The sequence below is a fragment of the Desulfogranum marinum genome (assembly GCF_963675105.2).
Lineage (GTDB): Bacteria > Desulfobacterota > Desulfobulbia > Desulfobulbales > Desulfobulbaceae > Desulfogranum > Desulfogranum marinum.
In genome coordinates this window covers 895,608-907,617 of the sequence record NZ_CAXXRO010000004.1, presented here as the reverse complement: position 1 = coordinate 907,617, position 12,010 = coordinate 895,608, and the positions used below count along the sequence as shown (strand labels likewise).

Below are 12,010 nucleotides of genomic sequence, written 5' to 3'. Positions count from 1 at the left end.
TTCCGAAAAAAGCGACCAGAGGCGGTTTCCCATGAACGATCTACACAAAAATCATTCTCTACAGCTGCTACCTGCTCCTAACAACCACAACACAGGCATCAACAAGCTCAAGCGTGCCCTTGCGTATAAACTCTTTTATCAACTAGGCAAAACCACCCGCTCCGTCTCTCTTAACGATTACTACCTGGCGGCAGCCTATACGCTTAGAGACCGGATGCAGCCCCTTTTTATCAACTCCTCGGAAGTCTACTTTGAAGACGATTCCCGTATAGTCTCCTACCTTTCGGCAGAATATTTACCGGGGCCACACCTGCATAACAACCTGATAAACATGGATCTTCTGGATGCAATGCGCCAGGCAGTTGCAGAAACAGGCCTTGACCTCGATGCCATTTTTCAGATTGAAGAAGAACCAGGTTTGGGCAACGGTGGGCTGGGAAGACTGGCAGCCTGTTTTATGGACTCACTGGCGACTCTCCAAGTCCCCGCCATAGGCTATGGGATACGTTACGAGTTCGGCTTGTTTGATCAGGAACTGGAAAACGGCTGGCAGGTGGAACTCAGCGACCGCTGGCTGCAGGGGGGCAATCCCTGGGAAATAAAAAAAGCAGACCTGGCCCAGGAAGTAGGATTTGGAGGCCGTACTGAGGCGTATCATGATCAAAACGGTAACCGCCGCATCCGCTGGCTGCCTGCCCGCGTTATCAGCGGCATTCCTTACGATACCCCTATTCCCGGATACAAGGTCAACACGATGAATACTCTGCGCCTGTGGAGTGCAGAAGCGCCTAAATCCTTTGACTTCGAGGATTTTAATGTTGGCGACTATATTGGCGCTGTTGCAGAAAAAATTAGTGCAGAGAACATCACCAAAGTCCTCTATCCCAACGATAAAAAATATGAAGGCAAACGGCTTCGTCTTGAGCAGCAGTATTTTTTTAGCAGCTGTTCACTGCAGGATATGCTCCGTATCCACCTGTTCAACCATGACGACCTGGACAGTTTTCACCAAAGTTTTGCAGTGCAGCTTAACGATACCCACCCGGCCATAGCTGTCGCCGAACTGATGCGCCTATTGATTGACGTCCACCTCATGGAATGGGACAAGGCGTGGCATGTTACCACCAGAACCTTTTCCTACACCAACCATACTTTACTTCCCGAATCGCTGGAGAAATGGCAACTGCCCCTATTTGCTTCATTACTGCCACGTCACCTTGAAATTATCTTTGAAATAAACCGCCGTTTCCTTGACACTGTGCGGCTCAAATTTCCCGGTAACCAGGAAATAGTCACCCAACTCTCTATCATTGACGAAACAGGCCCGCGTTATGTGCGGATGGCCAACCTAGCCTGCGTTGGCAGCCATACTATTAATGGGGTTTCGTCTCTTCATACCAAGTTACTGAAAGAAAGAACCCTGGCCCCCTTTAACCGGTTATGGCCTGGAAAAATTATAGGCATCACCAACGGCGTAACGCCAAGAAGATGGATGCTGGTGACAAACCATCGACTTTCCAACCTGATCAGCAAAACCATAGGAGAGAGCTGGATAACAAATCTGGAGCAACTTGCTCAATTGGCCCCTCTTGCAGACGATGCCGATTTCCGTAAAGCATGGCACAATGTCAGGCTGGAAAATAAAAAAGCTTTTTCCGAGCTTGCCAAAAAACAACTGGGGATTACTCTCAACCCGTATGCCCTCTTTGACGTGCATGTCAAACGGATCCATGAATACAAACGTCAGCACCTCAATCTGCTCCACATAATCACTCTGTATAACCGTCTCAAAGAGCATCCTGAACAATTCTTTCCACCACGGGTTTTTATCTTTGGCGGTAAAGCTGCACCGGGATACTGGATGGCAAAATTGATAATCAAATTGATCAATGCAGTTGCTGCCGTCATCAATAGCGACCCGGATGTAAGAGGCAGGCTCAAGGTCATATTTGTCCACAATTATAACGTCAAAACAGGACACAACCTTTTTCCTGTGGCTGATCTTTCCGAACAATTATCCCTTGCAGGAACAGAGGCATCCGGGACCGGCAATATAAAATTTTCCATGAACGGTGCCCTGACCATCGGTACCCTTGATGGTGCTAATGCAGAAATCCGTGAGGAAGTCGGCACCGACCAATTTTTCCTGTTCGGACTCAACGTGCAAGAGGCAGCGGATCTCGTGCAAAACAGTTACCGCCCCCTGGACTACTATAACCGGAATCCAGAGCTGAAAAAGGCCATTGACCTCATCAGCAGCGGTCACTTTTCCCATGGTGACCAGCAACTTTTCAAACCGGTCATTGACGAATTGCTCTACAATGACCGATATCTGCTCATGGCCGATTATGAGTCCTACATTAATTGCCACGACAAAATCGGTTCCGTATTTGAGGATCATCAGATATGGACCCGCATGTCTATACTTAATGTGGCGCGCATGGGCAGATTTTCCTCAGATCGAGCTATCCAAGAGTATTGCCGCAGTATATGGCACGTTGAGCCATTTCCGGTCGAATTGAAATGGAAACGTATCCCTGAAGGCGGGATTATATTCCCCATTATAGCCCAGTAAAATTTTATAAAATGGCCAATACAAGGCCTTTCACCTCACCAATAACCGGCAAACAGCGCACTCAAATGTCATGAAAATCGTCGTTGCCCCCAATGCTTTTAAGGGTTCTCTTTCTGCAACAGTTGCCGCAGCCTCTATTGCCGGCGGCGTCCACCGAGTTTTGGTTGATGCGGAAATTGTACAGGTTCCAGTTGCAGATGGAGGAGACGGACTGGTTAATGTTGCCTTGGAAGTTTTTCAGGGAACAAAAAGGGATGTGACAGTAACCGGCCCTGATTTTGTTCCGGTTACTGCCTCCTATTGCCACGCCCCTGGTCGCAACGTAGCGGCCATCGAAATGGCGCAGGCAAGTGGCCTTGCTCTTCTTCCGAGCTCGCGACGTGACCCTACCCGAACGACCACCTTAGGTACGGGCGAACTTATCAGAGCAGCCCTGGATACCGGTGCTTCCCACATTCTGGTCGGCATTGGCGGGAGTGCCACCAATGATGGAGGTATTGGTGCCGCAGCCGCACTCGGCATTAAATTTCTCGACCACAAAGGGAATCCGGTTCCACTCACCGGCGGGGGACTTTCATCCATTGCACATATTGACTGCAATGCTCGGGATTCTCGCCTGAAAAATATCCGTTTGGACGCTGCCTGCGATGTGACCAATCCACTAACCGGCCCCACAGGAGCTGCGAGGATGTATGCACCTCAAAAAGGGGCAAGCCCTGAACAGACAGATCAACTTGAAGAGGGAATGGAAAATCTTGCGGCCTGCATTCAACGGGATCTGGGAATCGAGGTCCGTTCTCTTGCCGGCGGCGGTGCAGCCGGTGGGCTTGGCGCAGGGTTATACGCTTTTTTAGGAGCGGAATTGCGACCTGGAGTAGATCTTATCCTCGATCTGGTTGAATTGGACAGAAAGCTGGCCAACGCGGATTTGGTAATAACAGGTGAGGGGCAAATCGACATCCAGACAACCTTTGGCAAAGCCCCGGCAGGAGTTGCAGCACGAGCGAAAGCACAGGGCGTTCCCTGTATTGCCCTGGCCGGATCAATCGGCGAAAATCTGGGAGACCTGCACCAACAGGGACTGGATGCCGTTTTTTCCATATGCCAGGGACCACTTTCCCTGGAGCAAGCCATGCAAAGAAGCGAAACCCTCCTCGCCCTCGCTGCCGAACAGGCTGTTCGCTGCTTCTTTGCTGTTCACAACAAAAGAAAGAGATGATCCCAACCTGACCTACCGGTCTCGATTGTTTGCAGCTCAACCACAAAAACACACTTCTTCGGTGCATTTGTATCTGGAAATTCATGCTTTTTATAAATTGATCGGTGAAAAGAATAGTATTTTTCTGTAGAGTGTAATATTTATGTAATTTTTGCATTAGATTTCAGTTATGCATCTCGAAATAATACTCTACATATCACTACGCCAATCATGAATATGAAAACTGCCGACACTAGCTACAGAAGACACACAATGGATGTAGATATCTCACGGTTAGAAATGATGAGGACCTACCTCATCAGCTTAATGGATGCACCCAATCAAGAAAAAATGAGGGCATGCAGTTCCGAGGTACTTGTACCGATTTATAACGGTGCTACCAGGATGAGCCCCAACTCCATTTTCATCAATACAGGATCAGCAGAAGATATCGACTATATCCGTAAAAAGGCACTGCAGATCGGTGAGGAGTTTCAGCTCGCTAAAGAAAAGCATACTTGCCACTTTGACGGCCCCAACGACCAAGGCAGGGATACAGCCAACACTAAATATTTGGCCTATACAGATACGGAAATCAGTTCTCTGCAAAAAAAAGAAGAACTTCAAGCGGGAGTGGTTGAGGCTCGTAATATCATAACCGATATCATGAAAAATAAAGAGATGGTTATTTCCTTCATCTCTCGCGGGCCACTAGGCAGTCCGGTCTCAGATCCTACCCTCCAGGTAACAGATTCCTTCTATGTTACCCACAGCGAATTTTTACTCTACCGCATGATGGAGCCTGCTGCTTTTTCAAAGGATGTTGCCGAAAAAGGATACATGTTCGTTAACTATCACAGCGCCGGCAGACTTACGGAGGCCAATGTTTCAGCTGATTTAAACAACAGACGTATCTATATGGATGTTGAGCGTTTTCGATCCTATAGCTCCAACAATCAGTATGCAGGCAACTCGATTGCCCCGAAAAAAATTAATCACCGCTTTGCGAATATGAATAATATCCGCAACTATTTCGGCGAACGGCTCGACGAGCACATGTTCATTGCCGGGTTTGAAATGGAGGATGAAATTGTCTACTTTGGTGGTGCCTATCCATCGGGCTGCGGGAAAACCGGTACAGCTATGACCGGAACCCACCTGGTTGGTGATGACCTTGCCAAAATTTTCATTGACTCCAAAACCGGTGAAGTGCGGGCAGTCAATCCCGAGAAAGGCATGTTTGGTATTATTGAGGGAGTAAACCAGCAAGATGATCCGGAAACATTAAAGGTTCTTAAGGGAGAAGAAAATGAAGTCATCTTTTCCAACCTGCTGATCTCCGAAGGGAAACCTTACTGGAACGGCATGGGAGAGCCGCTTCCTGCAAGTGGTGTCAACTATTTAGGAGAGTGGTCCTCACAGTCAGGCACTGCGGCATCCCATAAAAATGCACGTTTTACCATCACTCTTGACACCCTTGAAAATTACGATACAGCAACAGAAAAAGCCGAAGGCGTGAAGCTGAGCGGCCTTCTCTTCGGTGGGCGGGATTACACGACCATGCCGACAATCGTCATGGCCCACGACTGGATGAGCACCGTTGTCCATGGCGCTATTATCCGTTCTGCAACCACCGCCACCGAGATTGGAGCCGATGGCAGCGAAAAACGATCTCCTTTTGCCAACGAGGCCTTTTTTCCTGGCCCGCTTGCCCATTACATAAACCACTACAAGGCATTCGGTGAAAACCCTGCCATCAACAAAGATAATTTACCCTCCGGCTTCCAGGTTAATTACTGGCTCCATAAAAGTGGCCGAGGCAGCCTGGCACCTGGTGAGTCCGATGGACTTATCGGCGAGAAGCGCGATACCAAAGTATGGATGCGTATCATGGCATTGATGCACCAGGGGAAGGTGGAATCGATATGGACTCCCATTGGCCGGATCCCAAAATATCAAGACCTGAAAGTGCTTTTTACAGAAATTATCAATAAGGAATACAGTAAAGAAGTGTACACTAAACAGTTCTCACTGTATGTTGTTAATCTGATTGAACGGGTTGACATGTCCATCACCGAATTCTCCAAAGAAAAAGGGATGAACGACGCTTTTTTCCGGGTACTGATGACCTGGAGAAGGGACCTTGTTGCTTTAAAAGCTACCGTGGGGCCGATTGTAACCCCTGACCAGATGATTGAATATGTGGCAGCCAACCAGCCGCGTTAAGTAAAATTCCTCAGGCATGTTGTCCGGTAACTAACCGGAAAACATGCTTGATATAATAAAAAAAGCGAAGCCTCTTTGAAAGAGACTTCGCTTTTTTTATTTTTCCTCAGGGTTGCTGGAACTTATTTCATCAGCGCCATTACCTTTTCACGGATATCCGCACCGGACATTCCCTGATAAGGAATCTGCTCAGACAGGCCGCCTGCACCATCTTTCCAGGTTCCCATATAACCATAGCCGGGAGTGAAACCTCGCTCAAGCAACCAGCTGCCGTACCGACTGCCAAGTCCTGTTTTGGCGTTCTGGGTCTCGACCACCAGCACGAACGGGCTATTGCCAAGCTTAGCCACCATTTCCTCATCAACCACATTGAGTACCGGCTTGTTTATCAGGCCGACATTAATCCCTTCCTGCTTTAAACGCTCCACGACATCAAGACAGCGGTAGAGCATCTCGCCATAGGAAACAATATACCCTTGGTCCCCCTCGCGGATAACCTCATCTTTATCCGGGGTAAAGCTGTAGTCTTGGTACAGCTTATTGCCGGCTTCATCTAAAATAAACGGAGTAGCCGAACGAGTAGAAAAGACAAAACGCAGCCCACTATCATGAAAGACCTTGTTAAGCACCGCCTTGAGCTGCAGCGGATCAGCCGGGAAATAGAGCCTAGTATTATCGTGTTCAGCCAGTCCGTTGTCCGCAAAAAAGTTATTGATCCCAAAATGACAGGTATTATCAGCCATATCATCAACCCCGGAATGGGAGAAGTGGGCAAGTACATTGGCCTGATTAAGTCTAGCCATGGTAATTTCCGAGATTACCATTTCCTGAAATGCTGCAAAAGTACCGAAAATACCCTGCTTGCCAGGGGTAGCGCCAAATCCGGCTGCGACGGAAAAATTGTTGCGCTCCATGATGCCCCCATGGACATATACCTGGGGAACATTTTTACGAATATGATGCAGCCCGCACGAGCCTTCCAGGTCTGAGTCAACCACCAGCACGCTTGCTGCCGGGTCTTCCATATCCCCAAGGAGTTCGCAGATTACTTTACCAAAATCATCTCGGTTCTTCCCGGTTTCGGGAGTACTGCCAAGATATTCTTTTTTCTCTTTTTTCTCGACTTCCTGACTCAGAATGGCAACTGCCGCATCCTGTGCCCTGCCTTTCAGATAATCGATGGCCATTGGTACAGGAATGACATCATGTCCCTTGGGAAGGCCCTCGATACCGTCAATTCCTACCGCCATCAATCGCTTGGCAACCACTGCGATCGGTCCATCGGTAGCAATGGCCTTTTGGATATGTGTAAACAAGGCATCAATGTCTTCTCCGGCACAATCACTAACACCCAAGCCATGTCCGCCGAGTGTTTTTACCACATCATACCCCTGCATATATTCCGTAGGGTGACCGGCAATGGTGACATCGTTGTCATCAATAAGCAATTTAACATTCAGTTTGCGGGCAACTGCGTAACGAGCTGCCTCGGCATCATCACCTTCCTGTTGCGAACCGTCACTGCCAAACATGAATACGGTCTTGCCAGGATTGGCTTCCGCTATTCCATTAACATAACTCCACAGGTGGCCAAGGCGGCCTGAACTAAAAAAGACACCGTCTTTCTCATTACGTTCCGGGTGACCATATAAACCTTGGTTGAATTCACGGTAATGGAGCAGTGACTCAGGCGCGGCATACCCATTCAACACGGCCATAATGTACTGTATTGCCACCCGGTGACCGGCTTCATCAAAATACACGGGGTAACATGAATCAGAGCCTTTCATAAATCCATCAACAATCAACAGCTCAGGGACAATATCAAAAGCGCCACCGGTATGACCACCGAGTCCTTTGGTATTGGCCAAGGCAGTAAAAAATACGATGCTGTCGCGAACAATAGAGATATTTTTCTCCAGGGTTGCTCTCTGCTCAGCACTCATCCCCTCTTGGGTAAGGGTAAATTTTAAAGGGGTATACTCTGATAAATCGATTGGAAAAGTCATAATAATATCCTACAGGGTCGTAAAATAAGAAAGGGATAGAGTGAATTTTATAGAGGAAGTAAATTTCCTGAACAATAGTTATGCACTGATACCAGAACTGTCAAAATCCGCAACAAGGATTTTGTCCACATTCAAAGAGAGTTACATCAAAATTAGTTTCAAGCTGGACACAGGTTACGATAGGTCGTGAGATCCAGGTTATATACATCATTACCCAGCTCTTGCAGCACAGGGTAGATTAACCAATACAATTCCCCACCACTTTCTGGTATAGAGTACTGTAATCGTATGTTCTTAAAAATTTCTTCCAACCACTCTATCCACGAATGAAAACAATACGCAGATACCACCTCCAGCCAACCAAAACGCAAATCGTTCAATTACCTGCAGGCAGTGAAATCCTCAGCGTCCAGGCAAAAGGTGACGACTCACCTGTACTGTGGGCACTTGTTGATCCGGAACTAGATGACCAAGAACGCACCGTCACCCTCTACGCAACAGCAACAGAAATGCCGGACACCCCTGGCAGGTATTGCGGCAGCTTTCAACTCTATGACGGCACTCTTGAATTTCACGCCTTTGAATCTGGTACTACCGACAATCAAGAATAAGAATCGTCAAAGGCAAGTCACTTATCAGCCAAAATCACAAAAATGCCTTTTTCTGAGGGCTGTAACTGATAAGCACTGCTCAATGCAGGCATAAGCGAATGGTTTGGTTTTAATCAGTATGCAAAGCGTTTCGATCGTGACCAGATGCTGCTGCTGATAGTTACGAAGGAAATAACGCGTAGTTCAGGTAAAGACGACAGTCCGGTTCTGATAAATCAGCGTTTGCCGTTTCAAATGATGCCAGATCGCACGGGCAAGAATCACTTTTTCCAGATCACGCCCCTTGCGCACCAAGTCCTGAACCGAATCGGCATGACTAACCTGAATAACATCCTGGGCTATAATCGGCCCACCATCAAGATCTGCGGTTACATAGTGACTGGTTGCCCCGATAATTTTTACCCCTCGCTCGTAGGCTGAGTGGTATGGCTTGGCTCCGGGAAAAGCGGGAAGAAAGGAGTGGTGAATATTGATTACTTTTCCCTGGTAATGATCAACAAAATCGCCGGAAAGGATCTGCATGTACCGGGCAAGCACTATAAAATCTATATCGTGCTCTGCGAGCAATTCAAGCTGTTCCTGCTCTTTTTCCTTTTTATTCTGGGCAGTAACGGAAAAATGGTGGTAGGGAATTCCAAACTGCTCAGCAACAGGCCGCATATCTTCATGGTTGCTGATAATAAGAGGAATCTCGACTTCAATTTCACCGGATTTCCAGCGAGAAAGCAGGTCGTACAGACAATGGGGCAGCTTTGACACAAACAATGCCATCTTGGGTACATATTGAGAAAAATGCAGATTCCACTGCATATTGTACTTTTGGGCAATAAGCGTATCAAAATATTCCCCTATTTTCTCATCCGGAATCGAAAATTTTTCCAATTCCCACTCAATACGCATAAAAAAAACGCCCTGGGATGTATCTACGTGCTGATCGAGATACATTATATTACCGTTATTCTTAAAAATAAATTCGCTCACCGAGGAGACTATCCCTTTACTATCTTGGCAGTGGATTAATAAAATAGCAGAAGAGGGTTTGAGGGCGTTTTCTATGGGTTTCATGGTATTTTATATCAATTCAAAAAAAAGCCGCTTTACAATCGGCAGCAACGATTATTATACAAAAGCGGACATCCTAAAAGAAAAAAGAGTTATATGCAAGTAACTGATGGCAGGAGATGAGAGCCTCTGTCCGGGAGGAACTAACCCGGATTTCTCATCAATAAAGTTTTTCGCAGGGCAAGGCACAAGCCACGTAGCTGTATCAAGCTACCGCAAGTGGTTTGTAACGCAGGTCCTGCGGAAAAATCTATTGACCCGAAGGGGGAACTTTTTGATTGAAAACGAAAAACAGACTGTTAATTGTGCAAATACCCATTAAATAATAATATCAATCAGTTAAGTTTAAAATCAAAAAGTTCATGAGAAATTCGGGCTAAGCCGGACAGGGAAAAAGAGAAGAAGCAGTACCAATTACAAGCTACACATTTTTGATACACGCTCAAGAAGCATATCCCACTGACTGCTCTTGCCCCCCAGCCACTGAACGGCTTCCTGCTTAGTGGTAAAAATTTTCATTTCGCCTTTACGCTCGTGCCCCTCAGTAGTTTCCTGGTAGACTCTGGCAAGATTGAAGGAAAGGGCATCTGGGGCGATAAAGGCAACTTTGATGTCCGGAAATTTCTCAATATGCTCCTTATTGATGTTCACAATGTCAGCGAGCCGCTCCATATCGACATCCGGCGCAAAACTCTCTACCTCTGCAAAACTGATCAACTCTTTGGTGCTTTCGCTGAAATCGGGGTGAGAGAGAACTGACACAGCTTGCAATTCCAAGTCACTGGCAGTCACGTTCCCGAAAAAATGGACGAGCAACATCTGGTGTTCCTGACTGAATATATTACATCCCGGCATAGAGTTCTCCTTTTTACTGACACATTACCTCTTGCGAAGCATGTCCATTATTGACAAAAAAAACTGTCTTTTCAGACTAATGCGGCCAACTAAAAAAAGCAACACATGACACTCCCCTTTTCCCTGCCTCACCAGCAACCGCCGCTACTGGTAGCGCTGTCTTCGCTTTCTCCACACCCTGGATCACATCCAATAATCCCAAAAACAGGAAGAAACGAAAATTAACTTTCCAGGAGAAGGGTTTCAGGTTGACAGGCAGTAAAAACGTCCCTAATACTTGTCTCCATAGACAAACACCACCGTTTCTTTTTTCCAGATAAATGAAACGGGACAACAACACTTTGCCATTCATACTTATGAACATTCTTCGCACCTTGCTCCACACCAAAAAACAACCAGGTAAAAATTCCAGTATAAACAGAAAAAAACGATGTATGAACTGTTTCCATGCACTGGAAACAGAAAAGGTGCTTTGCAAAACGTGTCAGGAAAAAATGCTCGGCCCTGTTGCAGACCTCTAACTAACTTTCAAAGCCTATACTTGTCTCCGCAGCTAAAAATGGTGGTCCCCTACCAACCTCTCCATGCCATGAACGAACACCACTATCGAGCACGGGTGAATGTAAAATTTCCTTTAGCGATCAAATGCTCACCGGCAGCATCGTTATAAAACACCTCAGCCTCTGTAAAAATCAACAATGCACCACCTTTGATCACCTGAGCTTTTGTCTGAAGCAAACCTGAGTCAACACCACGAAACATCTGAAAGGTAAATTCCGGGGCTACCAGCACATCACCTTCCGCAGCAACGGATATGGCGGCTCCCAGAGCTGCATGGCCGGCAAGGGACGAAATAACACCCCCATGTACGCGATGTAAATGCTGCAGATGGGCCGGGATCACCTCCACCTCAGCCAGACATCTTCCAGGCTCCACAGTGACCAGTTTTATCCCCAGTTCGCGGATAAAGGTCGCTTCTCGAAACACCGTTTCCACATCTTGCATATAATTGCTGTTCCTGACCTTCATCCTTCTCTCTTATTGCATTAAGATTTTTCACATGCCCAGCGAAAACATACGCTCCAGGTCATGCCGGGAAAAGGCCTTGAAAGCGAGCATTGTTTCTGTTTTTTCAATTCCCTCCAGCTTATACATTCTGTTTGTCACCAACTCTGCCAGATCGTCGTTTGTACCTATGCGGGCAATAGCTACCAGGTCATAGGAACCGCTGACAGAATACACCTCGGAAATACCCTCCACATCCGCAAGTTGTTCTGCCAAGTCATTTATTTTCGATCGTTCTGCATTAATGAGAATTATTGAGGTAACCATTATTTCTCCTTTGCCTGATTTCTCATGAGCATTTGGTTAATTTTACATTTGATTGATTTTAATAACATCAACTTGAAATTACTAATCTTTTCGGAAAATGACAAAATGATCATGAGAAATTCCGGTTAGAAAGGCTTGCTCT

At 46.7% G+C, this 12,010-nt stretch carries 10 protein-coding genes; 4 read left to right on the top strand and 6 right to left on the bottom strand.

Annotated elements, in window-relative coordinates; translation table 11 throughout:
- The first annotated feature begins 31 nt into the window (after positions 1-31).
- The 3 genes from ACHZCY_RS12915 (at position 32) to ACHZCY_RS12905 (ending at position 5,999) form a co-directional block, all read left to right on the top strand.
- A complete protein-coding gene (locus ACHZCY_RS12915) occupies positions 32-2,575 on the top strand; it encodes a glycogen/starch/alpha-glucan phosphorylase (protein WP_319549173.1) in 2,544 nt (847 codons plus the stop codon).
- Positions 2,576-2,645: 70 nt separating this feature from the next.
- Positions 2,646-3,794, top strand: a complete 1,149-nt coding sequence (locus tag ACHZCY_RS12910) for a glycerate kinase (protein ID WP_319549172.1) — start codon at positions 2,646-2,648, stop codon at positions 3,792-3,794.
- A 252-nt stretch (positions 3,795-4,046) separates the two neighbouring features.
- Positions 4,047-5,999, top strand: a complete 1,953-nt coding sequence (locus ACHZCY_RS12905) for a phosphoenolpyruvate carboxykinase domain-containing protein (RefSeq protein ID WP_319549171.1) — start codon at positions 4,047-4,049, stop codon at positions 5,997-5,999.
- 122 nt (positions 6,000-6,121) lie between these two features.
- Here the strand turns inward: ACHZCY_RS12905 and ACHZCY_RS12900 are convergent, their stop codons facing one another.
- Entirely contained in the window at positions 6,122-8,008 is a 1,887-nt protein-coding gene (locus tag ACHZCY_RS12900) for a transketolase C-terminal domain-containing protein (RefSeq protein ID WP_319549170.1), read from the bottom strand.
- 326 nt (positions 8,009-8,334) lie between these two features.
- Between ACHZCY_RS12900 and ACHZCY_RS12895 the strand changes: the two genes are divergently transcribed.
- Positions 8,335-8,619 (top strand): DUF7352 domain-containing protein, encoded by a 285-nt coding sequence (locus ACHZCY_RS12895; protein ID WP_205222170.1) that lies wholly within the window; start codon positions 8,335-8,337, stop codon positions 8,617-8,619.
- A gap of 183 nt (positions 8,620-8,802) precedes the next feature.
- Here ACHZCY_RS12895 and purU read toward each other — a convergent pair whose 3' ends face one another.
- From purU to ACHZCY_RS12870, 5 genes are all read right to left on the bottom strand, one after another.
- The gene (purU, locus tag ACHZCY_RS12890) at positions 8,803-9,684 is read right to left on the bottom strand and encodes a formyltetrahydrofolate deformylase (RefSeq protein ID WP_205222169.1); all 882 of its coding nucleotides are present in this window, start codon (positions 9,682-9,684) and stop codon (positions 8,803-8,805) included.
- 411 nt (positions 9,685-10,095) lie between these two features.
- Positions 10,096-10,536 (bottom strand): hypothetical protein, encoded by a 441-nt coding sequence (locus ACHZCY_RS12885; protein ID WP_205222168.1) that lies wholly within the window; start codon positions 10,534-10,536, stop codon positions 10,096-10,098.
- Between the two features lie 76 nt (positions 10,537-10,612).
- Complete coding sequence (locus tag ACHZCY_RS12880) at positions 10,613-10,900, bottom strand: hypothetical protein (RefSeq protein ID WP_319549169.1); 288 nt, start codon at positions 10,898-10,900, stop codon at positions 10,613-10,615.
- Positions 10,901-11,139: 239 nt separating this feature from the next.
- On the bottom strand, positions 11,140-11,565 hold the full coding sequence (locus ACHZCY_RS12875; RefSeq protein ID WP_205222167.1) for a PaaI family thioesterase: 426 nt from the start codon (positions 11,563-11,565) through the stop codon (positions 11,140-11,142).
- Positions 11,566-11,592: 27 nt separating this feature from the next.
- Positions 11,593-11,868 carry an Lrp/AsnC family transcriptional regulator gene (locus tag ACHZCY_RS12870; protein WP_205222166.1) on the bottom strand — a complete coding sequence of 92 codons (276 nt, stop codon included), beginning with the start codon at positions 11,866-11,868 and terminating at the stop codon, positions 11,593-11,595.
- Positions 11,869-12,010 lie beyond the last annotated feature (142 nt).

Excerpts from the sequence above, each read along its gene's own strand:
- ACHZCY_RS12915 (WP_319549173.1), top strand. The coding sequence starts at position 32 with ATGAACGATCTACACAAAAATCATTCTCTACAGCTGCTACCTGCTCCT.
- ACHZCY_RS12910 (WP_319549172.1), top strand. The coding sequence starts at position 2,646 with ATGAAAATCGTCGTTGCCCCCAATGCTTTTAAGGGTTCTCTTTCTGCA.
- ACHZCY_RS12905 (WP_319549171.1), top strand. The coding sequence starts at position 4,047 with ATGGATGTAGATATCTCACGGTTAGAAATGATGAGGACCTACCTCATC.
- ACHZCY_RS12900 (WP_319549170.1), bottom strand. The coding sequence starts at position 8,008 with ATGACTTTTCCAATCGATTTATCAGAGTATACCCCTTTAAAATTTACC.
- ACHZCY_RS12895 (WP_205222170.1), top strand. The coding sequence starts at position 8,335 with ATGAAAACAATACGCAGATACCACCTCCAGCCAACCAAAACGCAAATC.
- purU (WP_205222169.1), bottom strand. The coding sequence starts at position 9,684 with ATGAAACCCATAGAAAACGCCCTCAAACCCTCTTCTGCTATTTTATTA.
- ACHZCY_RS12885 (WP_205222168.1), bottom strand. The coding sequence starts at position 10,536 with ATGCCGGGATGTAATATATTCAGTCAGGAACACCAGATGTTGCTCGTC.
- ACHZCY_RS12880 (WP_319549169.1), bottom strand. The coding sequence starts at position 10,900 with ATGTTCATAAGTATGAATGGCAAAGTGTTGTTGTCCCGTTTCATTTAT.
- ACHZCY_RS12875 (WP_205222167.1), bottom strand. The coding sequence starts at position 11,565 with ATGAAGGTCAGGAACAGCAATTATATGCAAGATGTGGAAACGGTGTTT.
- ACHZCY_RS12870 (WP_205222166.1), bottom strand. The coding sequence starts at position 11,868 with ATGGTTACCTCAATAATTCTCATTAATGCAGAACGATCGAAAATAAAT.